Raw genomic sequence first — 26,981 nt, forward strand, 5'->3', positions numbered from 1 at the left:
TATGGTAATATAGTTGAGACTGAGGGATCTAATTTATCTTTCTGAGAAAAGTACCCCATGCCACGAAAAGCTACCCTAAAACGTAAGCACACTAACTCTAAATCGACAGACTCAAAAGTGGCTCAGCTTTCACTAGAGTCCTTAGAATTGGTTGCAAACTTCTTCAAGGTTCTGTCTGAACCTAGTCGATTGCAAATTGTCTGTGTTCTAAAGTCAGGTCCTCACAACGTGACTGAAATAATCGAGGAAACAGGACTTGGACAAGCAAACGTATCGAAGCATTTAAAGCTACTGGCTCAAGCTGGCATTGTTTCACGGGAACCACGCGGCGTCTCAGCGTATTATCAAATTGCGAATCAGTCTTTTTTTCAGCTTTGTGAAATTGTCTGCGAAACGCTTTCTATCCAGCTCAATGAGCAAAACAAACAAATCGAAGAGCTAGCAGCCGCTTCTCCGAGCAGTTAAAGCGCAAACGCTCAGTAAAAAAGTAATGTGTCCCGATGACATGGTTGAGGCATTATATTACTATATAGTTGTATAAATATTTTAGGAGGAGGCAAGTTTTTTGAGTCTTAGTATTCGCAACATTAGCGATCTCATCAGTGTTGCAGGGCAGCCCGACCCTAACCAGTTTGAGTCTTTGGCCTCGCAAGGGTTTCGCTCAGTCATAAATCTACGTCCTTACGCCGAACCTGGAGCTACCGCTGAAGATCAGCATCGGATAGAGTCTTTGGGCTTACCCTACGTTCACTTGCCAATAACATACTCGGAGATAACACCTTCAGTGATTGACTCAGCGGTTCAGCAGGTGCATAGCCTTCCTAAACCGCTGTTAATCTACTGTAAAAGCTCCTTGCGGGCGATCTTACTTTCTCTCTTTTACGAGATAACGTACCAGTATCAAACGTCAAGGGCATCGGCGGCCAAATGACAGAGGTTGTCGTGTTAGCTGACATTTAAGAGAGACTAACCAGCCTCACCGTAAGACTGGTGATGTAAGGCGACAGTCAGCGATCTAAATGACAGAGCGCGATCTCAATGACAGTCCGCGATTCTCCGTAGGAGAGGCTTCGCCAACGTTTTTAGAAACCGGAATATACACGTGGCTTTTGGTGGGCTAAGGGGTTTGAGTAGTAATGGATGCTGTTGGCGAAGTCGAAGTGCGGTGTCCGTGTCAGAATCGAGCTATCACTTCCGTACTCTATGCTGAAGCGCTGAGAGGAATGGGTTTATGTTGAAAGTTCAGCCTGCTGGTTTAGTACCTACCGAGACCGCTCGCATCGCTCGCCAAATTTTGCCTAACGGTAACCGCTATCTGACGCTACGAGACGAACTGGGTTCAATCTATAGCGATCGCAATTTCTCATCACTCTTTCCAACGCACGGCCAACCAGCCCAGTGCCCTTGGCGGCTAGCTCTCGTCTCTGTGATGCAGTTTGCAGAAGACTTGTCGGATCGGCAAGCTGCCGAAGCGGTCAAGACACGAATTGACTGGAAGTACGCGCTTGGCCTGAAGCTCGCCAACCCTGGCTTTGACTTCTCAGTACTCAGCGAGTTTCGCACTCGTTTACTGAGCGGCGGCCAAGAAGAGCAGATACTCGATCTTTTGCTAGAACGTCTTAGAGAAAAGGGCTGGCTAAAAGCAGGCGAAAAACAAAGAACAGACTCCACCCATGTTCTGGCCGCTATCCGCACGCTGAACCGACTAGAGGGGGTGGGTGAAACGCTGCGAGCAACACTCAACGACTTATCAACTGTTGCTCCTGATTGGTTGCAAGCGTGGATACCCAGTGAGTGGTTTGACCGCTACAGCCGCGCTATCGAAGAGTATCGTTTGCCAAAAGGTATTCCAGCTCGCCAAACCTATGCTGAGACAGTTGGACGCGACGGCATACAATTGCTGAACGTCATCTACGAAGAGGGTCCTGATTGGCTCAGGCAAGTTCCGTCCGTAGAAGTTTTGAGACAGACATGGGTTCACCAGTACTTCGTTGATGCAGGTAAAGTACGACTGCGCTCCGCGAAAGATTTGCCCCCAGCAGGTCAGCGCTACGACTCGCCTTATGACCCGCAAGCTAGATACGGCAACAAACGCAGCACTACCTGGACAGGTTACAAAGTCCATCTGACAGAAACTTGCGATAAGAAGAGCGTGCATCTAATCACTCATGTTGAAACGACACAAGGACATCTTTCAGATACTGACCAGACTCAACCTATTCACGAAGCTTTGAGTCGTAAAGCGCTTTCGCCTAAAGAACACATAGTAGACGCAGGATATGTAGACGGTTCGCTTTTAGTTGAAAGTCTTGAAGCTTTCGATACTAAGCTCGTTGGTCCAGTACGACCCGATGTAAGCTGGCAGGGGAAAGTTAATAACGGCTATGATTTGAGCCACTTTCAGATCAACTGGAAGCAACGGCAGATGGTCTGTCCGGAAGGAAAGAAAAGCATTGGCTGGACGCCTGCTAAAGACGCTTGGAACAACGATACAATTCGGGTCAAGTTCTCCCGCACAGATTGCCGTCTTTGCCCAAACCGGGGCTTGTGCACGAAGCGGAAAACAGAACCAAGGTCAGTCACACTACGACCTCACGCTGTACATAAAGCTATTCAAGCCAATAGGCGATTGCAGTCAACCAAGACGTGGAAGAAACGCTACAACGTCAGAGCGGGAATTGAAGGGACGCTCTCGCAAGGCGTCCGCGTCTTTGGTATGAGACAGACACGCTACATCGGGTTGGCCAAAACACACTTACAACATCTGCTAACAGCAGCGGCGATGAACATCGTGCGAATAGCGCGATGGCTTGACGGCGTTCCGCATGCAAAAACCCGAACTTCGCGATTCGCTGCGCTCAGGCCATGTGCTTAAGTTTCTGTTTCGACTTCGCCAACAGCATCCATTACTACTCGAACCCCGTTAGCTATTGACATCTGATACTTGCAGAAGCCTTGAGTAGAATTCAACCAGCCTGGCGTAAAGTAGGTACTATTCAATGCAGATTCGACCAGCTCAGCCATCCGATTGTAATCAGTTGATTCGATTGCTACTTGAGTTAGGCTATAGAACTACGGAAGACATTTTCAGAGAGCAATCGACCGTCTATGACAAATCTGATTTTTGTAGACTTCTTGTTGCAGAATCAGACGAGAACAAAATTTCAGGACTTATCGCGGGAAGTCTCATTCCCCTCATGCATCAATCAGGAAGCTTGGGCCGGATAACGGTGTTCGTTGTTGGATTAGAATTTCGAGAGCACGGCGTTGGAACAGCGCTTCTATCTTCTTTGGAAAAGTGGTTCAAAGAAAATAACTGTTTACGAATTGAAGTTACTAGCGGCGACCATCGAGAAGCAGCCCACCGTTTTTATGAGGCAAGAGGATACATCCAAGATGAACGGAGATTCATAAAATCGAATGTCAGCTAGCAGAACATAAACTCGGTTTGTATAATCACGGAATAACTATTTTCTCGTATCCCCGATGTCTCGTATTGCATACCTTTTGAGGCCCTGTGAAAAGTGTGTCTCAAATCATGTCTCAATATTACCTTCTTGAAACGTCAAAGAGATCATGAGACGCGCCGTCATGTGGAGTTGAGAGCGGCGGCTGGTACGTTTTGAGAAACACGTAGATATTTCAATCCGTCTGCACCTTCGTTGCTCTATGCTGTTGTTGCTACAGGACGACTCATTACATAAACTGCATGAGTTTTATTACCAAACTGTTGAGGTTCCATTTTTTTGACAACCTCAAATCCCAAGCTTTTCCAGAACTGTAATCCTAGCTTGTTAGCCTCAACCACAGACAATGATACTTGCTTGATTTCCTGTGCTGTTACCCAGGTTTCAAACGCCTGATAAAGCTCTGAACCCAATCCTTTACCTCGTTGCTCGGGACTCAGCATCATCAACCCCAGCCACCATGTTTGATTGTCCGGATAGTGTCGAATCGACTCGATCATCCCAATCAAGTCGTTCTTATCAAATAAACCAAAAATATATTTGTCTTGAGTCGTTTTTCCATCTGGCAGAGCCTCAAATTCGTCACGCGCTGCTGTTGATGGGGGCGATTGACCATCAGTTAAAAGAGCAAACTCCGTGCATTGTTCGTAAAGGCTTTGTAGCATTGTCGCGTCCTCTGGGCTGAGGAGCTTTACTGAGTACCCAGGAAGACTCAATGTAAGACCTGCTAATTTATTCATGATCGTTTCGTGCTACTCGCTTTCTCGCTTCCCGTTCACGTTGTATTTCAGATAAGACATCACGTGGATGAATGCTTCTAGCCTCTAATGCTAAGACTGATGATATTTTCGCTTCGTTCGTCCAGTAGGAAGACCCTGATGGATTTCTGAGAAGAAATTTCAGGTCAATTAAGCAACGCCTTACTGTGACATGATCTAATCCAGTTGGGTCGGTAAATCCTCTAAGCCAATTTACAAGATGGTCATTGACCTCCTGCTCAGAATATTGTTGCTTCGCGCTAAAACTCGATGCTGCTGATGCCATGAGCAACTCTGTATCAGAAAACTTCTTAGGCAATCGGTTGAGAAGTCCGCCATTTAGTAACCTCGACAGCATCTTCTTCACCTGATCTCTTCCAATCACGAATTTCTCTCCCCTCTAGTCTTACTCAGACTTGTACATTTCCTTTCTTGCGGCATAACTATCTGTAAGGGATGGTGCAAGCGTGGCTGTCAGGAAGTGCAATAAGGACTAGGTCAAAGCCTGAAACGTCGAGGACTCGTTAAAAATTTAGCTAAAATCTAGCTTGTCTCTAAAAAACAAGTACAAATAGACTAATCTAAAACCCTTGTGTATCAATGCTTTCGAGCTTATTGCACTTGGTAACACCTACGCTTGCACCAGGCCTACTACCTGATTGGCTGACAAAAGATGCAATAGCCAGGTTGAATCGCTGTCATACAGGGACTTGAGAGCCGCAAAGGTTGCGAGGGGGAGCCAGCGTTCTAAGATTTAGATGCAACTCAAAACCAAAGGAACGCTGTGAAAAAAACTCCCGCCTCTACGATGCCTTGAAAGCCTGGCTGGGTCAAGATTGCCCCTGGGCACATCTATCGCATCTAACGACCTGCTGTTGGATGGTGTTTGCGCTGATTCAAACCGGCAGCGTCAGCCTGACAAAGTGGACAACCTACTTGCCCTGTCGCGGTCTCTACGCCCAGAGTAAACAAAGACGGGTGCGTCGCTGGTTAGGCAATAGCCGCATCAACATCCACCGATTGTACAAACCGCTGATTCAAGCGGCCTTGGCGACCTGGGAAGCCGAGTGCCTTTATCTTTGTTTAGACACCTCGCTGTTTTGGGAGCAGTACTGCTTAATTCGGCTAGCCGTGGTGTATCGAGGCCGCTCCATTCCTCTGGCTTGGCGAGTTCTAGAACACAACAGTGCCTCTGTTGCGTTTGAAGCCTATGAAGAACTGCTCAGGCAGTCTACGCAATACTTGCCTTCAAACGCAAACATGATTCTGTTGGCCGACCGAGGCTTTGTGCATACCCGTGCGATGACGCTGATAAAACAACTCGGCTGGCACTACCGCATCCGTATCAAAAGTGACACCTGGATTTGGCGACCCGGTTCCGGCTGGTGTCAACCTAAATCGTTTCACCTAGAACGAGGTCGGGCACTATGTTTCCACCACATCAGACTCCATCGTCACGAACAGTACGGCCCAGTGCATGTCATCATCGGGCGCAACAACATCAATGGTGAACTTTGGGCCGTCGTCAGCGACCAGCCCACTAGCCCGCAAACCTTTATGGAATATGCCTTGCGCTTCGATATCGAGGAAGGATTTTTAGACGACCAGTCCGCCGGTTGGAATCTACAACGCTCTGAGATTCGAGGCCTCACTGACCTCTCTCGCTTATGGTTTATTCTGGCAGTAGCCACGCTTTACGTCACGGCTCAAGGCGTAGCGGTTGTGCAATCAGGCCGTAGGCGATGGATTGACACACACTGGGATAGAGGCAACAGCTACTTTCGCATCGGATTGGAGTGGACTAAGGCGGCTCTGCTCAACGGTTGGCAGGTGATTAAACAGGCTTGTTTTACCTCTCACATTGATCCGCAACCGGCGATGGCTTCTAGGCCACAACACAACAAGAAGTCCGGGCGCTTGCTCGATTTCAGCGTGATTACCGTTAAGTTTGTTCCTGATTAAACTTTTGTCAGCCAATCAGGATAATGAGACTGTCAAAAACTGTATTTGCTGGCAGCTTTCTATTGATGCAACATCTTCGATATACACTGCGCCAGCAAAATATGACAAAGCAAAAATCGGCTGTGATTGCACTATTTGTCTGCATGTTCAAAAAGGTCTAGATAATGAGACTGTCAAAAACTGTATTTGCTGGCAGCTTTCTATTGATGCAACATCTTCGATATACACTGCGCCAGCAAAATATGACAAAGCAAAAATCGGCTGTGATTGCACTATTTTGCCCGTCAGTTAGTACTTTCTCTGAGAAGCCGATTTCTGATGGCTGTGAGTCTTTAACCGCAGTGCTATTAGCCTATGGCTAAATTTTGCACAAGTCTGGGCCATACCCCGATTTGGCGAATAGTTGTTTGAGCAAGTAGCTGTGCTTGCACTACCTATGGTCTACAAATAACCCTAAAGGGTACCACTAAGCTCCTTTGGCGGAAGGTTAAATGAGGTTGTCTACTCAAAGACAGGCAAGCTTAATCTGAAGAACAAAACATGCCAGTGTTTAAGAAAGCAAAACGTAAAGAACGCCGTGAGAAACGTAAAGAACGCAGACAAGTCAGGGTTCAGAATGCTACTCGGATAGTAACAGACGCCGTTGATAAAGGCACTACTGTTGCCGAGAGTGTGTCATCTAATGGCGTGAGTTTGAAAAAACGCGAAGACCGCATCGTTCGGACTAGTGAAAGAGTTTTGATTATCTTCTCTGAATTTAATGAGTTCAAAGAAGATAAGAAGGTAATGGAAATGTTGTACGGTTTTGTAGAAAGACAAGGTGTCGCAGCCGCAACAGGAGTACTATCTCAGCTATATAGCCAAATCATTCCATGCACCGGCTCTACTGCAACTCTATCGAAACTGATTAAACTCTTTGAAGATGTACTATCTGACGATGATGTTGAAGAGATTGACTTAATCTGGCATGGACACGGCTCTAAGAGAGATAACGGTTACTTCTTTTCTATGGCACCGGAAGATGGTGCTGAGAGCTATACAAAAAGTCTTGCACATAAGGGAAGCTATCACGTTGACGACATTGTTAATGCCTTCGACGACTTAGAAGCCGATGAGCGTCTGCGGATGTTTTATACTACAGCCTGTGAGAGCGAGTATCTGGCGAAGGGTTTGGTAGATGCAGGATTCTCTTGTGGTGCAGGAGCCCTAGACATCAATACCAACTCGGCAATCGAATATCCACTATTCCTAAGGAATTGGGCACTCTCGTTGCCCTTCGGAGTAGCGCTTTCAAATGCGTTTACGAAATCTCGATGGCGAGTTACTGACGCTGCTGTCCGACCCTTTGACAGATTTGAAGATGCTGACTCAACTAAGCGTCAGTTTGGAGATGTGATGACTACGATTCGCACTAACGGTGACTTCTAGGGCATTGATCAAGATGTGGCCTATAGCAGTAACTGATTCCTAGGATTCTTTGTGTGAAGCTCAATTTCTCGAAGCTGGATAGCATTCAACTTCTACATGGCACTGCTACTTTAGGGCTGCAATCACAGCCCTAAAGTATAAATTCTTCTTAGAAGAACTTACATACTTTCGGACGGAACTTTGCTTATCTTGTTGAGGTGCTGCGTTTAGGTTCTGTTACAGGAGCGAAAGCAAAACGAACAGCTCAGACACTGATCGCAAACTCTATGATAGTACTTGCGTATCACAGCCCCAAAAACGAAGGTTTTCGATGCGTTCTTATGTACTATTTTAGAGTTCGCCAACAGTGGCTGATACTACTCAAACCCCTAATATGTTAATCAATTACTTGAATTCTGAGAATATTACAATATCTAACATGATTACGATTGAAATAGAGAACGTAATCGAAAGTAGTAAGAAGAAACTTACTTTTAAGTTGAGGCACTTGTAGAATGTCTGCTCAAGTCGAGATGGTGTTAAATATGCTGAGGCCAGCAATGGCATCTTTGACGTCTTCAGAGAGGAATGAACTATTAGCTGCACTAACCGACCTTCTTTGTACAACCAGTAGTGATTCTTCTGCTAGTAGGCAAGTCCAGTCAAATTCAGTGAGTGGCCTAACCTTTGGCGAGGGGAACAGTGCTTTCAACTTCTCACCGATTCAGAGTCAAGAGGGAAATGTCAGCGTTTCACCAAACTTTAATCAAGCCTCAACCCAGAATGCAGAGACAAGACAGGTAATAGAAGCATTAGCTGATTTCAAACAGACCATTCTTGAGAATAAAGAAATCAATCCACTTCTACAAGATATGGCTAGGGAAAAGGTTGAGAAACTGGAGGAAGAGTTGAAGAAAACTGAACCAGATAAAAGCTTGGTTAAACACACGATCACAACCCTTAGAAAAGGTTTAGAGGGTGTCTTAACTCTAGCTGAGCCAACAATGAAAGTAGCGTCGCTAATCGCTAAGGTTTGGGGAATTCCAGTAGTATGAGCCAATCAGGAGCAGAGCAGCCATCTCAAAAACAAGAAAATATCGTCCAAGGCATTAATTTTGGCGATGGGGATAACACGCTTACCTTTGCTCCAGTACAAGTTGAAACACAGATCGAGACACAAATCGTTCAAATTTCTACTAAGAAGGTAACACAACGAGAGCTTATTAACGCTTCTCCATACAAAGGATTGAAACGATTTAACTTTTCTGATCGAGAACGCTTCTTTGGTCGAGATACTTTAATTAGACGCTTGCTTAAAGCCGTGAATCAAAGTAGCCTAAGCCTCGTATTAGGGGCATCTGGAAGCGGTAAGTCCTCCGTTGTTAGAGCTGGAGTGATTCCAGAGTTCAAGAATTCACTCCCAGCCATGAAATTTTATGATTTCATTTTTACACCTGGCAAAGATCCCTTTGAATCTCTTTATCGGTGCTTTTTAAGTGAGGAGAAAGATTATCAGTTCAGTGAGTCTACAGTTAACATTGTTCGTAAGCAAAGAGCTGAAACCCTTTCGCAAACTATCAATAAGTTAAAGAAAGACGATGAGCATTGGTTATTCTTTATCGATCAATTTGAAGAACTATTCACTAACTACAGTGATCCTGAAGTTAGCCAGAGTTTTATTGACGGAATTGTTGAGGTTGCCGAAGCACAGATTAGTTCTGTCAGAATTGTGCTTGCCATGCGGTCAGACTTTTTGGAACAGTTTAGTTCCTATCCAGCACTAGGTGAAATTTTAAACCAGAACAACATCCATCTGGTCACAAATATGCACCCTGATGAGTTACGGCAAGCGATCGAACAACCTGCAGCTAAACATGGAGTCATATTTGAAGAGGGCTTAGTTGAGCAAATTATTAAAGATGTTCAAGGGCAGAGTGGCTATCTTCCCTTGCTACAATACACCCTAGATTTACTTTGGGAAAGTGAGCGTTTAGAGCTTGCAGCAGATGCTCATCCAAACATTGAAGATCGAACGCTCAATTGGTCAACTTATAATAAACTCGAAGGAGTTCGAGGGGCATTACAAAAACGAGTTAACCAAATCTATCAAAATCAAAATCAGGAGGAGCAGATTGCCACCAAACAGATTTTTTTGAGATTAGTCAATATTATTAGTACTGAATCTGGAAGTAAAGCTGTTAGTAGACGAGCCTACCGTTCTGAATTTATCGGAGAATACATAGAAAAAATTCTAAAAGTATTCGTCGATGAAAACTTATTGGTAAGCAGCTATGAATATTTTAGCAGGGAAGACTTTCTGTCCAGTGATACTTCCAATCGACATCAGCACGCGACTGTAGAGCTTTCTCATGAAATTTTACTGAGCTCGTGGGATTCATTACGACGTTGGTTAGAAGAAGAACGAGAAGCAATTATCCTTAAAAATTGGATAGCAGATGAAACTCTTCGATGGCAGAAGGTTCGAGAGGAGTACAGCGATTCTAAAGCCAGAAGTGAATTACTCAGGGGAACAAGATTGGGGCAAATATCAGTTCTAAGGGATAGCAGTGCTTTCAAGAAGCTTGGCGGATTAAGTGATCTAGAACATCAATATATTGAAGCTAGTATCAACTGGCATGATATCCAACAGAAACAAGCCAAAAGACGTCGATGGCTTGCCGTAATTGGACTTAGTGTATTTTCGATAGTCGCTTTAGGACTATCATTGTTTGCGTGGCTTCAAGCACAAGAAACAGCCAAAGCCTCAGCAGAGGCTATTGAGCAGCGAGAAATTGCGGAACGTCAAAAGGAAGAGGCTATCAAACAACAAAAAATAGCCGAAGAGAGACAATTAGAGGCTCAGGAACAGAAGAAAGTAGCCGAAGAGAGACAATTAGAGGCTCAGGAACAGAAGAAAGTAGCCGAAGAGCAACGAAGAATAGCTGAGGAACAAGAACAAATCGCTTTGAAAGAAAAAGAAAATGCTGAGATTGAAGCTTTAATAGCAAGAGTTCAGTCAAGATTTCTTGTTCGCATCTCAGATTTCAATGAGGCAATCATAGAAGAGAACAACATTAGAGCTCCTTCAAGCGTGCTCAGTGACTACTACTATTCATGGTATTTAGACCAGGAATATGATGATCCTGATATGAATAAGCTGACCAAAATGATTAAAACATCCTGCCCTGATGCAAAAAATGTAATGGATTGCGAAGAGTGGCTTGATAGGTTTTTCCCTGATCGATAACTTATTGTTTTTTGCACAATCCCTCAAAAAAGAATAGTCCACATTGAGATGCTAAAGACTCACTATGCATTAGGAAGCCGTCTCCGGAGTGACGAGGCGATAGTAGCTAGCGCGACTAATGCCAACCTTCATGCAAATGTCTGTAATGCTCAGCTCACCTGCTTCGGCAAGGCGCTTTGCCTCCAGCATCTGCCCTTCTGTGATGCTTTTCTTTCTGCCGCCTTTACGTCCTCGCGCTCTAGCTGCCGCCAGTCCTGCTAGGGTGCGCTCACGAATGATGTCGCGCTCTAGCTCTGAGATCGATGCCGTCATCCGAAAGAAGAATTTCCCCATCGCTGAAGCAGTATCAATCTGTTCTTTCAGACTTTTCAGCTCAACTCCTCTTTTATCTAAGTCTTCGGCCAGTTCAATTAAATGCTTTGTCGAACGACTAGCGCGATCCAGCTTCCAAATAACTAGCACGTCTCCTTCCCTCAAATGATCGAGGCAATTATTCCACTCCGGGCGATGAGCCTTCGCTCCGCTTTCGCCCTGGTCGCAGAAGACGCGATCGCATCCCTCTTCATTTAGAGCATCAAGCTGCAAATCCAAATCCTGCTCAAAAGTAGAGACCCGAGCGTAGCCAACCTTCATATTTCGTCTCACAACCCACTAATACCATTCAATTATGATACACAGATTAAGAAACAAGTTGTAAGACAAAGCAAACGACCAAAGCTCGTTGACTGCTTTGTGTTGCACAATTTGTCTTACAAACGGTGGCGATGACACATGCTACGTACAGAGTTCATAAGTCTAATGACACTATCGTCACGCCTATCGAGTTAGTTAGGAAAGGCGATAGACTAAATGAATGACTATGCTGATGGTAGAGATACGTCGTAAGTTTGCTGAGGAGCAGTTCGAGTTTTCTAAACACGCTGTCGATCAATCTATCCTGCGTCAGATTCGTGTTCAAGAGATTAGAGAGGTCATTGCAAACGGCCAAGTTATAGAGGACTACCCAGAAGATAAGTACGGCCCGAGTTGCTTAATCTCAGGTTCGACGCAGGCACAACGTCCTATCCATATCCAATGCAGTTATCCCACTCGTTTACTCGTCAAAGTCATCACAGTATACGAACCTGACCCTCAGCGGTGGAATCACAACTTTACTCAAAGGAGACGCAAAGACGATGACAAATAACTGGTCAGAAGCATTGGTTGAGAAGCAGGTGACGTATACCTTGAACTTGAATGGGAAGGTCTTTCTAATCGACAACGTACCAGCCCGCGTCAACGAAGAGACAGGCGAGCAGTTCTTCTCACCATCAACTGTAGAACGGTTACAGCAAACAGTCTTAGATGGACAGGAGCCAGACCACTTCGTCCAGGTTCCTGTCTATAACTATGTCAATAGTGCAGCGTGAAGTTCGAGCATTGGTACGTCCGAACTTCTCTCTTCTCTAAAGTGACATAGACACTACAAGCTGTTGTTCTTACGACAACTTGTAGTGTCAGAGCTAATCACACAATGCTCACGGTGAGATAGATTTAAGCCCCACTCAGTCTTGCTTTAAGATTTACAAGCTCGCAATGAGATGAGACTGAGCAGCCCTCTTCAGTCCATCTAGTCCAGAGTCTCAGGTTAAGACACGGCTAAAGTCCTTGCTGCGACTGGACGGTTAGTTGCATCGATAGGCAACTAGTCGAATTATGTACGCAGCGCGTTCTCTGTGTCTTACAAAGGCTCTAGCTGTTTCATGCTGCTAGTTAGCCAACCGATTCAGCCTGTCTCATGCGTCTCATTCGCTCGCTAGACTCTGGTTCGATTAGACAGCTCTACGCTTCCTTCCAACTAGGCACTCGCATACTTGCATCAAGTGAGAACAGAAATCTGTTGCTTTGAAAGAAGAACAAGAAAGAACAACCTCTGGTAAACAGTATTTGTTAATTCCACTCTTGTACTTGGCGGTTGCCTCTTTGTCACATTCGACTTATCTACATCGCACCGCTTTCAGTACCCCCAGTAGTATCTAGCTACCAGTAGTGTCTAGCTATTGAGATCGATAGTTAAGTCGACGATGTCTTAAATCTCGCGAGCCTCTGCCCCGTTCCATTCCATGACAATTGCGGGGGCGCGCTCGCCCTGCACCTCAATTGCATCAAGCGCAGTTGTAAATTCGGATAACTCTGCTGCGTCGAATGTCACGTTCGCCGCAGCGATATTGTCGCGCAGATGCGGCATTTGCGTTGTGCCGGGTATAGGCACAATCGACGGGCCTTGTGCCATGAGCCAAGCCAGTGCGATCTGCCCCGGATTGACACCCTTACGATTAGCCCAGTTGCTTGCAAGCTCTACGAGTGCCATGTTTACCTCGCGATTTTCGGGATCCATTCGGGATGTAAGCGCACGAAAATCACTGGGCGCGAACATTGTCTCCATATCGACCGCTCCCGTAAGGAAGCCATAGCCGAGCGGCGCAAACGGAACGACGCCAATACCTAATTCCTGGCAGATTGGGAGAATGTCGTCTTCCATGCCTCTGTAGAGTATTGAATATTCATTCTGTACGGCAGTGACAGGCAAGGCAGCGTGGGCTCGGCGCAGTGTATTAGGCCCCATCTCCGACAGCCCCCAGTTTAGGACTTTACCCTCCTTCATCAAATCAGAAACCGTTCCTGCGACTTCTTCGATAGGCACATTGGGATCGACGCGATGCTGATAGAGCAGGTCTATCCGATCGGTGCGCAGGCGGCGCAGCGACCCTTCAACAGCTTGCCGGATGCGCGCCGGATCGCTGATCACCCCGCCGCGAAATTCGCCCGTTTCAAGGTCAACATCGAAACCAAACTTCGTCGTGATTTGCGCCTGATCCCGGAACGGTGCCATGGCCTCCCCCAGGATACGCTCGCATTTGTGCGGGCCATACACCTCAGCACAATCGAAAAAGGTGACTCCCTCATCAAAAGCAGTGCGGATCAGTTGGATCATATCGCCGCGATTGGGGACGATGGTGTGGAAGGTGCGGTGCATATTCTGCACACCAAGGCCAATTTCGGAGACTTCCAGACTGCCAAGCATTCGGCGGCCAGGTGCGGGCGCGGACGTGACGGACGCCGTGCCGGATTGCGCAGCAGTGCGGCGAGCTCCAAGAGCCATGGCGGTCGCTGCGGCGGCGCTTCCAGTCAAAAGGCCACGGCGAACGGGATCGAACTTCTTCCTATTTTTAAACATTTATGGCTTCACACATCTTCTAAATTTAGACTATCAGGTTAGGATTCTTCCGTGGTCTGCATTCCACTAAGGTCATCACTTACTGCCAGCATGACCGGAGTCATAAACTCTCTTCGGTGGGAACAGAAGGGCAGAGATTGTTGAGAGACTATTCTCTACTCATTGAATAGAAGTTGATTCCTCCTTTCATTCTCAGCTTGCTACATCGCACCGGTCGTTGATACTTCACAATGCTAGGAAAGCTCAATTAGGCGAGTCTAGGACGATATTGCGCGATCTTGCATAACTTTTATAACTACCCCTGTTAAGGTGACCAATTGTACTAGCGATCGATACACTGAAAGGGAGTACAGCCAAGTATCTGCAAAGGTTATAGCCCGACTGCTTGGCATGAGCTGAAGGGGGCAGGAAAATGATTGACGCTATCTTTGAGCAGTTTGTAGAAGCGAGTCCGGTCAGCGTGATGGTTCAAGCAGTGATGGTTCGGATATTCTCGAATAAGAATCTCGTCATTAAGATTAAAGGCGAGCAGTTCTACTTGTGGGGAGCCGTTGATCAGCATGGTATGGTGCTCGACATTCTGATGCAGCGCCGACGCAACACAGCGGCTGCTTACAGATTCTTCCGCAAGCTACTCAAATCAACCGGCTTTGCCCCCAGAGTCATCATCACCGATAAGCTCAAAAGCTGTGGCGCTGCGAAGAAGGACATCTTGAAGGGTGTAGAGCATAGGCAGCATAAGGGCTTGAACAATCGAGCAGAGAACTCACACAGACCAACTCGCATCAGAGAGCGGCGGATGGGTCGATTCAAATCGGCGAGTCACGCACAGCGTTTTCTGTCAGCCTTTGAACCGATACGCGGTCATTTTCATCCCCATCAACACAAACAAACCGCTTCAGACTATCGAGAAACGATGCGCCAGCGGATGGAAAGTTGGCGATCTCTGACAGGGACCTATGTGATCGCATAGGTCGATTAGATGACACTTGCCGAATAAAACTGTCCTAAAATTGGCTCATCGAGATCAACTTGACAATGCCCTTTGATGGATTGTTCATCGACAGTCGCTCTAGCAAGAGGTCATCAATCAGGGCTTTAGTGGCATCGCTAATGCGCTTTTGCTGAGGGTCTTTAACAAATTGGCGACCACAGTTTTTACATCGATGATTCTGTTTCCCATTATGAATTTTACCGTTCTTGACGACCTGCTTTGAGTGACAAGCAGGACGGGTCGGCTGATGGTCTAACATGAATCAGAGTCGATAGCACCACGTTCAATTCTATCCTTACTGCTTGAGGACTAACTTCTCTTTGTTATTGTTCATCTATTCTTAAATGCTTGCCAGATTTAGTATACAGCCAGATCTTACATCGTTAAAAGTGGATAAGGTAATGCGACTCCGATTAGATTATCGACTACCAACAAACATTTGACGCAGTCAGAGAAGATGTCTCAAACTAGGCTTCTAAAATTAGCTAGTAAAGCTAGATAAAGCTGATACCTTTCTACCGACTATGCTCATCCCGGCGAAGCTCTACTAGATTTCTCAAACCAGGGCGACCTGATAATTTTTTTGCGCAGGATAAAGGAATAGTAAATTAGATACTAAAACGTGTATGTTTCAGTCGGGAGCTAGTAATGTCTGCGTGGTCTTTGCCGCCAGACAGGCATTCTTTTTTAGCCGCTTAGACGAGACGACTAGTGCGCTAGCGGCTAATCCATCGCTAAGGATAACAGCAAAATCGGCTATCTCTCTGGCGCGATCACCAGAGTAGCCGTATTGACCAAGCACTGCTACTAGCGCATTGATACTGGCATCGCGCTGAGTACAGGCAACTTTAATGAGTTCGGGATGCGAGGTTGCACATTCAGAGAGCGTTTTTACCCTCAAGCATCCATTAGGAAACGCGGGATCAGCCAGGATCGAAGCAGTTTGATCAAAGTATTGTTCCAGAGCTTCTTCAGCGGTCCCTGCAGCGTTTAACGCCTGCATCACTCGGGCCTGGAATGCCTTCTCGTAATAACCTAGCGCTGCTGTGTAGAGGTTGCTTTTGTCGCCAAAGGCATTGTAAAGACTGGGCTTAGTGATGCCAGCTTCCTGGCAAATGTCGTCTAGTTTGGCAGCCGTGTAGCCACTCGACCAAAAGTGCCGAAGAGCAACGTTCAGTACTGCTTCAGAATCAAATTTTCTTGGTCGTCCCATGTCTCTGTCTATCGCTGGCCTCCATCATATCTATTATCAACAGTATTATACCGGCGAGTAGAAAAACTTGCGCTTTTCTAAAAGCTTTTCTATACTCGCAAGTATAAAATCCGTAAAGTGAAACTAGGAAATCAAGAAAAAAGGTAGTTGAAGATGATGTCTTCTCATGAGCAGACTGTTCGGAAGCAGGGGTGGGTAGGTCGATTTGCCTGGTATAAGGTGGGGGCGATCACGTATATTCTTTGGGGGCTGTGGCACTTACGGGTGGTTGCTTGTCTGTGGCAGTTTGGCGCAACACTAGCTGAACCGGCTGGGGTGGGCGTTCGCCTTCAGCAAGGTGCGTTTCATATTCTCTTTTTTGCGGTTTGTGCGATCGCGGTTGGTTTCTTGAATTGGCGGAACAGTCGCATCGGTTACTGGATAAATCTCTTTGCGATTACCTGGACAGAGATTGGTCTGTTCTTGTTATTCATCTTGCCGGGTACTTTTCCCTGGCTGCCGACTGGATGGGTTGGCCCTGCGCTGTGGGTCGTTGCAGTTGTGTTTACGACGCTTGGGCTGCTCAGGAATTCCCAGACGCCATAGGTTCTGTTGGGGTGCCGAAGGAAATTATTGAAGGAGAGTTTGAGATGTTTAAAATAATCTCGCTTGTTGTCGCTTTTTTGCTATCGATGATGTTTTGTGTACAGGCGTTTGCGTCAGAGCCGGCTGATCGGCTGATGGGGCCAGCCGCTGTTCAGTGGCGCGAAAATTCAGAAATTGCGGGTGTCAAGAGTGCTGTGGCCGTCGGTGACCCATCTACGGCGGAACTCTATGCCCTGCTCGGCAAAATGGATGAGGGCACTGTTTTTCCGCTGCATCACCATCCTGACGACAGAATCACCACTGTGATTTCGGGCATTATGTACTACGGCGTCGCGGAAGAGGATACCAGCGAGCAGATGAACCTAGAGGCAGCAGTTGCTTATCCTGCTGGCTCAGTTGTGTATACACCAGCTGGGACGCTTCATTACATGTGGGCCAAAGAAGGAGAGCTTGTCGCTCAAGAAACGGGGTTTGGACCGACGGGTATCGACTTTATCGACGCTAGTGAAAATGAAAATTAGGACCTTTTAATGTAAAAATCTCCGACGAAGGCTATAGCTTCTGGTTTTGGACTTTGTATTGAACCAGACTGCGAACTTCTGACAATGACATGCCGAGTTCTTGCGCGATTGCCTGTTCAAGCTCCTCGGGTCTAGTAAGCGCAAACTGAAACCGACGAGATTCTACCCCTGGATCATTAAAAACAACTTCGGCTTTTGAGGTATTAGATTCGTTGCTAATGTTTACCTGAATGACTGCAACTGCCTGTTGAAAGCCGCCTTTGGGTTCAGTATCTGTGATGAAATATCGAGGCGTTTGATAGGTGCGCTCTAGTATCCGCAGTATTATCAGCTGACCAAAAGCCCAAAAGGCAAACCCTAGCACCAACAGAGATAGCCAGGGCCGCAGCTTTCTAAAATTCGATAGCCAAAGACGACGCAATCTTTGCAAGTGGATACTGTCTAACGCTCAATGCATTTAGGGTAGCCGACAATTAGCACTATCACCTTTCTGTTATATTTATTGCCCAAAATAAAGGGTGGTGACTTCTACTGACCCGCATTTGAATATCACCAATGATTATCCTGATTGTTGAAGATGATCCGGCTCAGCTACGGCCACTATGCATTGCCCTTTCCGAGTCGGGACACTTGGTCGATGGGGTCGAGAATGCTCAAGAGGCTCAATGGCTGGTTAGCCATAAGGATTACGATTTGCTGATTTTGGACTGGATGCTACCTGTACTCAGCGGCGTGTCTTTGTGTCAACACTACAGAACGCTTGGCAAAATAGCGCCTGTGATGATGCTAACGGCAAAAGATACTACCGCCGACAAGGTTGTGGGCCTAGATGCCGGAGCGGATGATTATCTAGTAAAGCCCGTGGACATTCCTGAGTTGCTGGCTCGGGTAAGGGCACTGGGTCGGCGATCTCCCCAGTGGCATGGCGATCGCCTCAGCCTTGGTGACCTCTATCTGAATACTTCAACCCTCACTTTAGAGCGTCAAAAATCATGTATTCGTCTTTCCAGTCGCGAATTCCATTTGATGGAGTACCTGATGCGAAGATCGGGCCAGGTCATCACCCGCGATAACATTGAACAAACCTTGTGGATCTGGGGAACCGAGCCAGAAAGCAACGCAGTAACAGCCCTTATTTGGCGACTGCGGCAGAGGCTGAATGAGCTGGGTGCCAAAAGCTGGTTGAAAACCGTTTATGGTACAGGCTATCGTCTCCAGCATCCAGAAGAAGTCCCCTGACAAGATATCGCTGTGCCCATTGTTTGGCTTTCATTTTTGCAATGTTCACTCGTAGCCGCCTTAATCTTGCTTACTGGTTTGCCCTCTCTATGGGGAGTATCTTGATCGCGTTCACAGGCGCAGTCTACTACCTCGAAGCTGAGGATCGGCTGCGAGCCTTTGATGAAAGTCTGCATACAGCTGTGAAACAAGCGGAAGATAGAGCCTACTACCGTCCGGAACAGGGCGATTGGCTTCTCTCTATCGAGCCCGGAACCACACTCATTGGTGAGAATGCTTCTCCCCCACAGAATAAATTGGTTTACATCCGCTGGTACAACATAGATAGGCAATTAATCCAGTTTGCGGGCCGCTCGCCCAACCAACCACAGTTAACAGGTACGACACCCTACTTTCAGACTATTCGTGTCGATAATGTCACAGGCGAGGAGCCTTCAGAGCGTGACTTGACACACCAGACGCTGCGTCAACTAACAGCTCCAATTAAGTACAACAATATTACTGTTGGCTATATCCAAGCTGCTACTCCGTTGGCTCCGCTACGAGCCGATCTTAATCAGGCGCTTGTTGTTTTGACACTTGGCGTGCCGATTACACTCGGCATTATTGGCCTAACGGGGTGGGTCTTAAGCGGCATTGCCATGCAGCCAATCCGTCAGTCTTATGATCGTCTACAGCGTTTTACTGCCGATGCTTCTCATGAATTACGCAATCCTTTAGCGGCGGTTCTTAGCAATGCTCAGGTTGCTCTGATTCCTAATGTTCAGGCTAGCTCGCGAGCAAACTGCGTTAGAGAAATTGAAACGGCTGCGAAGGCGATGAGCGAGCTGATTGACAATCTTTTGTTTTTAGCTCGCCATGAGGGGCCAATTGAGGGTGCTGCGCTCAGCCAACGTATGAGCATTCAAGAATTACTGATATCGCTCTGTGAATACGGCAAAGCCCAATCATTTCAAAAAAAACGTCAATTTATTTATGACATTCCATCGGTCAAAACAGTCGTTAAAGCCGATTCGCAGCTTCTGCGCCGCGCCTTTACAAATCTCTTAGACAATGCTTTCAAATACACAAAAAAGCATGGCATCGTTGAACTTTGCTTGCAGGTTCAATCTCACAGTGTTCTTATTCAGGTTAAAGACGATGGGACAGGCATCCCAGAGGTAGACCTGCCTAAAATTTTTGAGCGCTTTTACCGAATTGATGCAGCGCGATCTCGTCACACAGGCGGATTTGGTCTCGGTCTATCCATCACTCAACAAATCATCCATGCCCACAGTGGAGAAATCACCGTCGTGAGTACTGTCGGCAAAGGCAGCACTTTTCAGGTTCGATTGCCTATAAGCTAGCCAGAACGACCCCCGCAAGGATACTCTAGCCTTCTAAAGCAACGTGTTTGACCAGTATAACGGGTTTCTTGTTGGACACTGATACGTCATATCATATTTCTGTGATATTCCTTTGCAATACTACTGAAGTATTCAACAGTTGAAGCAACAAGCAATGGAGAACAAGATTATTCAGCGACACAAACTTGAACAGAAACGAAAAGGGCAACCAAATTTTTGAATATTTGAGAACAAAAGACTTTTATAACACCGATGAGAAATCAAGCATTACTTTTTACACTACTCTTCGTTTTTGGATTTGCTAGTTCTAGCTACTCGCAGACTCCTCAAGATGCTGTTTTAGAGATTCCGGCTAACCCATTAGCTGCGCAAGCAGCGGACGACGAGTCTGTTGATACTCAAGTAGGGCAGGTAGAGATTGTTGCAGAGCTTGACATTATGCCCGGAAATGTCACCGTTTCTCAAGACGGACGAATTTTTGCAACGGTACATGGCAGAGGGCGTGGAGATGCGCAGCTGATCGAAGTTACGGGACGAACGACCTGGGAAGCATTTCCGAACGAGGCCTGGAATGCGCCACCAGGTAGCGGGTCTGATGTGCTGCACACGCCTCATGGAGTCGTGATTGATTCGCGCGATCGCCTTTGGGTCATTGACCATGGCAACTGGCTCCCCGAAGCGCAACGTCCAAAACTGCTATCTTTCGATATCAATACTCGCGAATTGCTCTATCGCTATGACTTCGACGAAACAGAAGCGCCTGGACAGTTCCCGCAAGGGCAGTTCATGCAAGATTTGGCTGTGGACGCAGAGCGCGGCTTTGTTTATATTGCAGATAGTTCTGCACAGCGGCCTGCCATCGTAGCAGTAGATATTAACCAAAACACCGTAAGACGATTTGAAAATCATCCTTCATTTCTGAATGAAGATCGTGTCGTCGTGATGGTAGAAGGAGAGGTTTGGACGGTCACTACGCCAGATGGCAGGAGCTTTCCAGCAGGCTCACCGATGAACCCCATTACGCTCTCAGCAGACGGCGAGACGTTGTTCTTTGGCGCAGTCAGAGGTTTAACTTGGTACAGCCTGCCTACCCAGCTTCTTCGCAACGGCGCATCGGACCAAGAGATTGGAGAAGCGATTGAAGTCGCCGGTTCAAAGCCCGTCACGGATGGCGTCAGCACTGATGCTGAGGGCAATCACTTTTTTACAAACGTCGCAGCTAATGCGGTTGATATGCTCTCCCCGGATGGACGGACTGTACGCTTAGCCCAAGATCCTAGATTTCTTTGGTTAGACAGCGTTCGATTCGGCCCAGATTCCTGGCTATACGCTTCTGTCAATCAGCTTCACCGCGCACCTAACTTCAACAATGGAGAAAGTCAGGTAGAGCTTCCCTTTCTAATTGCTCGAATTTGGACAGGAACAGAAGGCCAGGTTGGAAGGTAGGCTTTGCCCGATAGCAAAGCAGTCTGCTACTCCACAAGATTGTTCGAGTTAGAAAGTCGTTAGTCAATAAACCTGTTCAGGAGAAACATGCCCCACTTAAACAGAACTGTTTTATCTTTGATTGTCATGATGCCTTTATTGAAAGGTGCTGAGATCTTTGCACAAGCTCAGACGAATCCTACAGAATCTAGAATACCTGCAGAGGTGCTGCTCAACACAACGCTAGAGGCCGAATCAGGCACAATCATTCTAGATGAAGTCGTCATCTATGAAGGCACTGTGGTTCGACAACTTACCTATCAAGACTTACAAAAACCTGAGCTGATAGGGTATCAAAATTCTGGCTCATCACCGGCTCTTTATGCGCATCCAGTAACGCCTGGAACTGAGATCGTTGAAATAAATGACGACACCGGTAGTCCTGTAAGTGAGGATGTTCGTCTGGCAGCGAAGAATTACCTGACAGATAGCGCCATTAACTCGGTGTTCTTTGATATTGGCAGTGAGGGAAATGGACTTGCGATGCGTTTTAGTCCTCCTTTAGTCAATGCTCCCGGCGTTGATTTACTAATTGGTGAAATGAGTGCTACCAGGGGCAGTACTCGTTCAGGCTGTCCTGATACCCCTTCACCGGGTGGCGATAATCTTAGGGTACGACTAGATGACGGGACTTCCACGACAGTTGAATCTGGCGACTACACACAACAGATGCCGCTCGGGGTCATGCGTTATTACGGAAAAGAAGAGCTCAGAGAAGGAACGCTGATTACCTCAGTTGCTGACCTTGAAAACTACCCGGCATCAGAACGAAACGTACTCAATCATTTGCATCTTCACACCGCTACTGTCGATCTGAGCGCTTTGGGTGTGCCTGAAGGAGAAAGTATTAGTCAGATTGTGGTAGAAGCCAGTCCAGTTGAGGTTACTGTTGATGGAGAGTCTGTTCAGTGTTTCACAGGCGATCCAGCTTTTGTCTTTGGTATATCCGAGCAGTGAGTTGAGGTCATTTTATTCACAAGATTATGGATAGTTCTGAAGGCTCAGTAAATAAAGAGAAAGAACAAAATGCGCAGAGTCATCGCCGACTGATAGGGATATTGCTAGCAAGCGTCTTACTGAGCGGTAGCTTTGGCTATTGGGTCGTTCTCAATCGTAGAAATTCTGACTCACAGGCGCTTTCTCAAGCGCCACCGCCTCGCCCTGTCGAAGTTGCCAGACTCGCTGTCGGCGAGGGCGTTAGCTCTGTTGAACTGATTGGTCAAGCCGAAGCCAGAACAAACACAACACTGCGATCGCAAACATCGGGAGTTGTTCAGAAAATCCTGGTTCAATCAGGCGATAGAGTTGATGTTGGTACGACGGTTGCTGTTTTAGATGATGCCGACCAGCAGCTACTTCTCTCACAGGCGATCGCCAATCTTGCTTCTGAGCAGAGTAATTTAGCAGAGCTAGAGACGGGAACTCGGCCAGAGATTATTGAGCAGAGAACAGCAGTTTTACAATCTGCTGAGGCCAGAGAGCAAGAAGCACGGGATAATCTTCAGCGCACTCAAGCATTAGTGGCACAAGGAGCACTCTCTGAGCGATCGCTGATTGAAGCTAGAACAGCAGTAGATGCTGCTCTTTCAGCAAAACTAGAATCGTCGGCAACCCTCGCCGAAGCAACCGCAGGCCCCACCGCTGAAGAACTCGCCGCTCAGCGAGCGATTGTGACGGCGAGGCGGGCCGCTGTCGAGCAAGCTGAGCTGAGCTTGAGTCGTACTCGCCTTCAGACAACAATCAGCGGCGTTGTAGAAGAGAGAGTCGCTAACGTCGGAGATTATATGGAAGCAGGTGAGCCTGTGTTGTCGTTAGTTGATCGTGAAGATCTTGATGTGTTTTTAGAGATTCCTGAAGAACTTAGCGGTCAGATAGCACCTGGATTAACCGTTATGCTGACAGCGCGAGCGCTGCCTGGCTGGCAAGGGCAAGCGACAATTGATGGGGTAATTCCAACTGCGAACGAAACCTCTCGTCGCCAGCGAGTACGCCTTCAAATAGAAAATACTCCGGCAGGTCTATTGCCGGGTATGTCTGTTCAAGGCACTTTAGAGAGAGCAAGCGATACGCCCAGCTTTGTTATTTCTCGTGATGCTCTGGTGCAGCAGGAGGGCGAGTGGATTGTGTTTACGGTTGCTGATGGACAAGCGAATGAGATAGCCGTGGAACTGGTTGCAGATACGGGCGAAGCGGTGGCGATCGCTTCAGAGCAATTACGCTCCGGACAATCTGTGGTGGTGCGAGGTGCGTCGGCACTACGAGCGGGCGCAGCAGTTCAGGTAATAGATCAATAGGTTCACTAAGCACTGGCATTATCATGAATTTGATTAGAATGGCTGTTCGCTGGCGGCATGGCACGATTGTTCTGTTTTGTTTGATTGCGCTCTTTGGCATATTGGCATTGTTCAGCCTGCCCTCGGAGCTGCGGCCTGGGGGCGATCGCCCGGAGGTAACTATCCAAACAAACTATCCAGGGGCAAGCCCAGCAGAAGTCGAAGATTTGATCACGCGCCCAATTGAAGAAGTCCTTGAAGGGGTTCAGGGTGTCCAAGAGATGACAAGTTCCAGCGGTAATGGGCAAAGCAGCATCAGCCTAGAATTTGCTTGGGATGTAGATATCAATCAGGCATTTGTAGATGTGCTCAGTAAGTTGCAACAGGCTGATGACTTGCCCGCTGAAGCAAGTGAATCAGAAGTGCAAATTGTCAGCGGTGACACCGATAGTCCTATGCTGCGAATTCACCTAGTGCCTGCTGAGGGAGCTACCGCTGATCTGAACCACTACCGCGATTTGGCAGACGATGTGATTGGGCCGCGTCTGCGTCACATTGAAGGGATTGGCGATCTCTCTATAGAAGGCGGGCAAGCACGAGAAGTTGAAGTGATTGTCGATCCAAGGGCGCTAGCCGATCGAAATCTGGCTATTGATGATGTGATCAATACACTGCGCAGCAGCAATCGCGACATTCGAGGCGGACCCATGGTCGTCGGTCGGCGTGAATACAGAGTACGAACAGTCAGTCGTGCAAACGACGTCAAACAGCTAGAAGGGCTGATACTCCGTCGAGATACGTCAGGCACGGTTTACTTAGGAGATGTCGCCGAGGCTAAAATTGGGCGAGCGACCCCTGAGATGGCTTTCTTACGCGATGGTGAACCCGCCATTACCATCGGCGCGGTTCGACAGATTGGAGGAAATGTTCCTGAGATTTCTAAAAGTATCCGAGCGGCGCTCGCAGAAATCGAAGAGAGATTTATACAACAGGGAGAAAACGTTCGCTTTATCATCCCATACGACGAAAATGACTACATCAGTCAATCGATCTCTTTCGTCCAGAGTAGTTTGATTATTGGTGCTGTTTTAGCCGCTTTTGTACTGATTCTTTTTCTAGGTTCGCTGAGAACCGTTGCTGTCATTGCGATTACTATTCCGACGACGCTCATTTCGGTATTCATTGTCTTTGCGCTGTTGGGGCGATCGCTTAACGTTATTAGCCTGGCGGGACTCGCCTTCGCCTCTGGCATGATTGTAGATAATGCCATTGTTGTATTAGAGAATATATTTACTCATATTCAAAAGGGGAAGACGACGGTTCAAGCGGCTGTTGACGCTACCCAGGAAGTTAGCGGAGCTATGCTGGCATCTACGCTGACAAATGTAGCCGTATTTATGCCGATTGTACTTGTAGAGGGAGAAGCCGGACAGCTCTTTTTCGATTTAGGCATCGCCCTTTCTGCCTCCGTTCTCTTTTCTCTTTTCGCCGCACTGACGCTGGTGCCCATGCTCTCAGGGCTGTTTTTGACTCAAGCCGATGCCCAGCAAATGCTGGAAGGAAAGACTCACATCAAAGGCAACTCAATTGAACAGGCTATCGTTCAAGTTTCTAGATATTTTACGCAAGTGCAGAGTCGCTTAGAACAAAGCTTGCTAGCAACCGTAAAATGGTCCTTAGGAAAAGGACATCGTAGTCGCAGGTTTGCAGTGTTGAGCGTTCCAATAGCGCTACTCTTTGTCGGCTATCAGCTACTACCTGCTATGGACTATCTGCCAGAAGGTAATCGCAATCTAATTATATGGATCACCCAGCCATTTCCAGGAACCAGTATTCCTGAAGCGATAGAGCTATACGAAAAACCTCATGCGTTCGCTCAAGCGCAGCCAGAAGTGTTAGGAGATATTCTGGTTCATCGGCCTGCTGGTAGCATCATCGGTGTTTTTCTCAAGCTAGAAGAGACTAACGCTCGAACCTTAAGTAACCTGGAAGAGCGGATGCGGGCGGCAAGCGGCGAGTTTCCAGGTTACCGATTTGTTGGTCTCAGGCGAGCCTCTATCTTCAGTAATCCTGGTAAAGAGTTTGAGGTTAAGCTCATTGGCCCAGACTTAGACTACCTCAATCAAATTCAAGGTCAGGTTGCTGAATCTTTGGAAGTGCTGGACGGTGTACAGAATGTTCGTCCCGACTTTCTAACAGGTGCGCCCGAACTACAGATTGTTCCCGATCGAGAACGGCTCGCTGAGGTTAGCCTCTCAGCGCTAGACTTGGGGACTGCTGTTGAAACAGCGCTGGGGGGCGTACGTGCCTCTGATTTTTTTGATGGCAGGCGAGACCTTGACGTAACCGTGAAACTGCAAGATGCTACGGCTGAAACGCCTGCTCAGCTTCGACAAATGCCGCTTTATGTAGGGGGTGGTGGCAGTAGCCAACAAGTTCAGCTATTAGATGTTGCCGACATGGTTGAAACGACCGGGCCAAATTCAATCGGCCATGTAGATACAGAAAGGGCCATCACACTGACCGTATCGCTTTCTCAAGAAGCGCCTTTGGGCGGGTTGCTAGAGCAGACTGAAGAAACGATTTTACAGCCCTTGCGAGCAACTTTGCCATCAGGATACCGTGCTGAACTGGCTGGCTCTGCCAATGTGTTGTCAGAAACGCTGCGCCAACTGGGTGCTACTTTTCTACTGTCACTGCTGATCACTTATTTACTATTAGTCGCGCTCTATCGCTCCTTGATATACCCGCTGGTGATTATGGTGACGGTTCCCATTGGCCTAACGGGTGCGCTGCTGAGTTTGGCGATCGCAAATCTCATTCCGGGTGTCGTTGTGCCATTGGATATGATTGCTGGCTTGGGCTTTGTCATCTTGACAGGAATTGTGGTGAACAACGCAATTTTGCTAGTGGATCGAACACTTCAGCTTCAGCAGCAAGGGCAAGATTTAGATAGGTCGCTTTATGAGGCTGTGCGTGATCGCCTGCGACCTATTTTTATGTCAGCCGGAACCAGTATATTAGGCATGTTGCCGCTAGCGACCTTTCCTGGCAAGGGCGCGGAACTTTACCAGGGGTTAGGCATCGTCTTGGTAGGGGGGTTAGCGTTCTCAACGCTACTGACTCCGACGATCGTTCCGGCAGTGATGCGATTACTCCGTGATTTTGATACGCTCCGGGATCACAGCTCTGACTCCATATAACCTCCGTTCAGACACGTATATTGGGGCTCTTTGCATACCCCCCTGAAACGTCGCAATACAGATC

At 47.3% G+C, this 26,981-nt stretch carries 26 protein-coding genes and 1 pseudogene; 20 read left to right on the forward strand and 7 right to left on the reverse strand.

Annotated elements, in window-relative coordinates:
- Positions 1–57 precede the first annotated feature (57 nt).
- From S7335_RS22905 to S7335_RS22920, 4 genes are all read left to right on the forward strand, one after another.
- Positions 58–465, forward strand: coding sequence for a helix-turn-helix transcriptional regulator (locus tag S7335_RS22905; protein WP_006458189.1), 408 nt, complete (start codon positions 58–60; stop codon positions 463–465).
- Between the two features lie 100 nt (positions 466–565).
- Positions 566–931, forward strand: coding sequence for a beta-lactamase hydrolase domain-containing protein (locus tag S7335_RS22910; protein WP_006458120.1), 366 nt, complete (start codon positions 566–568; stop codon positions 929–931).
- A gap of 300 nt (positions 932–1,231) precedes the next feature.
- The gene (locus S7335_RS22915; RefSeq protein ID WP_006458160.1) at positions 1,232–2,875 is read left to right on the forward strand and encodes an IS1182 family transposase; all 1,644 of its coding nucleotides are present in this window, start codon (positions 1,232–1,234) and stop codon (positions 2,873–2,875) included.
- Positions 2,876–2,999: 124 nt separating this feature from the next.
- Positions 3,000–3,431 (forward strand): GNAT family N-acetyltransferase, encoded by a 432-nt coding sequence (locus S7335_RS22920; RefSeq protein WP_083785167.1) that lies wholly within the window; start codon positions 3,000–3,002, stop codon positions 3,429–3,431.
- A gap of 236 nt (positions 3,432–3,667) precedes the next feature.
- Here S7335_RS22920 and S7335_RS22925 read toward each other — a convergent pair whose 3' ends face one another.
- Positions 3,668–4,207, reverse strand: coding sequence for a GNAT family N-acetyltransferase (locus S7335_RS22925; RefSeq protein WP_038019552.1), 540 nt, complete (start codon positions 4,205–4,207; stop codon positions 3,668–3,670).
- A complete protein-coding gene (locus S7335_RS22930; protein WP_038019553.1) occupies positions 4,200–4,610 on the reverse strand; it encodes a DUF2087 domain-containing protein in 411 nt (136 codons plus the stop codon). Before S7335_RS22930 ends, S7335_RS22925 begins: the two co-directional genes overlap by 8 nt.
- Before the next feature lie 494 nt (positions 4,611–5,104).
- Here S7335_RS22930 and S7335_RS22935 point away from each other — a divergent pair, with 494 nt between their 5' ends.
- The 5 genes from S7335_RS22935 to S7335_RS22955 all read left to right on the forward strand — a co-directional run bounded on the left by S7335_RS22935 (position 5,105) and on the right by S7335_RS22955 (position 10,841).
- On the forward strand, positions 5,105–6,187 hold the full coding sequence (locus S7335_RS22935) for a transposase (RefSeq protein WP_038019365.1): 1,083 nt from the start codon (positions 5,105–5,107) through the stop codon (positions 6,185–6,187).
- A 4-nt stretch (positions 6,188–6,191) separates the two neighbouring features.
- A complete protein-coding gene (locus S7335_RS28140; protein WP_157620656.1) occupies positions 6,192–6,479 on the forward strand; it encodes a hypothetical protein in 288 nt (95 codons plus the stop codon).
- A 248-nt stretch (positions 6,480–6,727) separates the two neighbouring features.
- The gene (locus S7335_RS22945; protein ID WP_006458063.1) at positions 6,728–7,615 is read left to right on the forward strand and encodes a hypothetical protein; all 888 of its coding nucleotides are present in this window, start codon (positions 6,728–6,730) and stop codon (positions 7,613–7,615) included.
- A 494-nt stretch (positions 7,616–8,109) separates the two neighbouring features.
- A complete protein-coding gene (locus tag S7335_RS22950) occupies positions 8,110–8,649 on the forward strand; it encodes a hypothetical protein (protein WP_006458263.1) in 540 nt (179 codons plus the stop codon).
- Complete coding sequence (locus tag S7335_RS22955) at positions 8,646–10,841, forward strand: AAA family ATPase (protein WP_006458069.1); 2,196 nt, start codon at positions 8,646–8,648, stop codon at positions 10,839–10,841. Before S7335_RS22950 ends, S7335_RS22955 begins: the two co-directional genes overlap by 4 nt.
- Before the next feature lie 69 nt (positions 10,842–10,910).
- Here the strand turns inward: S7335_RS22955 and S7335_RS22960 are convergent, their stop codons facing one another.
- A complete protein-coding gene (locus S7335_RS22960; RefSeq protein WP_006458222.1) occupies positions 10,911–11,474 on the reverse strand; it encodes a recombinase family protein in 564 nt (187 codons plus the stop codon).
- Between the two features lie 220 nt (positions 11,475–11,694).
- On the opposite strand from S7335_RS22960, the gene S7335_RS22965 reads away from it, so the two are divergent.
- Together S7335_RS22965 and S7335_RS22970 are read left to right on the forward strand one after the other, a co-directional pair.
- Positions 11,695–12,027, forward strand: a complete 333-nt coding sequence (locus tag S7335_RS22965) for a DUF4258 domain-containing protein (protein WP_006457811.1) — start codon at positions 11,695–11,697, stop codon at positions 12,025–12,027.
- Positions 12,017–12,250, forward strand: coding sequence for a hypothetical protein (locus S7335_RS22970; RefSeq protein WP_006457916.1), 234 nt, complete (start codon positions 12,017–12,019; stop codon positions 12,248–12,250). The genes S7335_RS22965 and S7335_RS22970 overlap by 11 nt, the downstream gene beginning before the upstream one ends.
- A gap of 659 nt (positions 12,251–12,909) precedes the next feature.
- Here S7335_RS22970 and S7335_RS22975 read toward each other — a convergent pair.
- Complete coding sequence (locus S7335_RS22975) at positions 12,910–14,058, reverse strand: aldo/keto reductase (RefSeq protein ID WP_006457907.1); 1,149 nt, start codon at positions 14,056–14,058, stop codon at positions 12,910–12,912.
- A 505-nt stretch (positions 14,059–14,563) separates the two neighbouring features.
- On the opposite strand from S7335_RS22975, the pseudogene S7335_RS22980 reads away from it, so the two are divergent.
- Positions 14,564–15,031: pseudogene (locus S7335_RS22980) on the forward strand (IS6 family transposase); the annotation flags it as partial.
- Positions 15,032–15,065: 34 nt separating this feature from the next.
- On the opposite strand, the gene S7335_RS22985 reads toward S7335_RS22980, so the two are convergent.
- Both S7335_RS22985 and S7335_RS26420 read right to left on the reverse strand, forming a co-directional pair.
- Positions 15,066–15,311 (reverse strand): IS1 family transposase, encoded by a 246-nt coding sequence (locus S7335_RS22985; protein WP_006458098.1) that lies wholly within the window; start codon positions 15,309–15,311, stop codon positions 15,066–15,068.
- A gap of 372 nt (positions 15,312–15,683) precedes the next feature.
- Positions 15,684–16,265: a TetR/AcrR family transcriptional regulator gene (locus S7335_RS26420; protein ID WP_006458349.1), complete on the reverse strand. Its 582-nt coding sequence runs from the start codon at positions 16,263–16,265 to the stop codon at positions 15,684–15,686.
- A 153-nt stretch (positions 16,266–16,418) separates the two neighbouring features.
- Here S7335_RS26420 and S7335_RS22995 point away from each other — a divergent pair, with 153 nt between their 5' ends.
- Together S7335_RS22995 and S7335_RS23000 are read left to right on the forward strand one after the other, a co-directional pair.
- Positions 16,419–16,850, forward strand: a complete 432-nt coding sequence (locus tag S7335_RS22995) for a hypothetical protein (protein WP_157620585.1) — start codon at positions 16,419–16,421, stop codon at positions 16,848–16,850.
- A 44-nt stretch (positions 16,851–16,894) separates the two neighbouring features.
- The gene (locus S7335_RS23000) at positions 16,895–17,371 is read left to right on the forward strand and encodes a cupin domain-containing protein (RefSeq protein WP_006458000.1); all 477 of its coding nucleotides are present in this window, start codon (positions 16,895–16,897) and stop codon (positions 17,369–17,371) included.
- 31 nt (positions 17,372–17,402) lie between these two features.
- Here the strand turns inward: S7335_RS23000 and S7335_RS23005 are convergent, their stop codons facing one another.
- Entirely contained in the window at positions 17,403–17,801 is a 399-nt protein-coding gene (locus S7335_RS23005; RefSeq protein ID WP_006457875.1) for a hypothetical protein, read from the reverse strand.
- 125 nt (positions 17,802–17,926) lie between these two features.
- Between S7335_RS23005 and S7335_RS23010 the strand changes: the two genes are divergently transcribed.
- From S7335_RS23010 to S7335_RS23035, 6 genes are all read left to right on the forward strand, one after another.
- On the forward strand, positions 17,927–18,610 hold the full coding sequence (locus S7335_RS23010; protein ID WP_006458478.1) for a response regulator transcription factor: 684 nt from the start codon (positions 17,927–17,929) through the stop codon (positions 18,608–18,610).
- Positions 18,611–18,651: 41 nt separating this feature from the next.
- A complete protein-coding gene (locus S7335_RS23015) occupies positions 18,652–19,956 on the forward strand; it encodes a cell wall metabolism sensor histidine kinase WalK (protein WP_006457836.1) in 1,305 nt (434 codons plus the stop codon).
- Between the two features lie 252 nt (positions 19,957–20,208).
- Positions 20,209–21,402 carry an L-dopachrome tautomerase-related protein gene (locus tag S7335_RS23020; RefSeq protein WP_006458245.1) on the forward strand — a complete coding sequence of 398 codons (1,194 nt, stop codon included), beginning with the start codon at positions 20,209–20,211 and terminating at the stop codon, positions 21,400–21,402.
- 87 nt (positions 21,403–21,489) lie between these two features.
- On the forward strand, positions 21,490–22,398 hold the full coding sequence (locus S7335_RS23025) for a hypothetical protein (RefSeq protein ID WP_006457805.1): 909 nt from the start codon (positions 21,490–21,492) through the stop codon (positions 22,396–22,398).
- Positions 22,399–22,424: 26 nt separating this feature from the next.
- Positions 22,425–23,735, forward strand: coding sequence for an efflux RND transporter periplasmic adaptor subunit (locus S7335_RS23030; protein WP_006457922.1), 1,311 nt, complete (start codon positions 22,425–22,427; stop codon positions 23,733–23,735).
- 23 nt (positions 23,736–23,758) lie between these two features.
- The gene (locus S7335_RS23035; RefSeq protein ID WP_038019559.1) at positions 23,759–26,917 is read left to right on the forward strand and encodes an efflux RND transporter permease subunit; all 3,159 of its coding nucleotides are present in this window, start codon (positions 23,759–23,761) and stop codon (positions 26,915–26,917) included.
- Positions 26,918–26,981 lie beyond the last annotated feature (64 nt).

Origin of the sequence: Synechococcus sp. PCC 7335, from assembly GCF_000155595.1 — a bacterium.
GTDB lineage: Bacteria > Cyanobacteriota > Cyanobacteriia > Phormidesmidales > Phormidesmidaceae > Phormidesmis.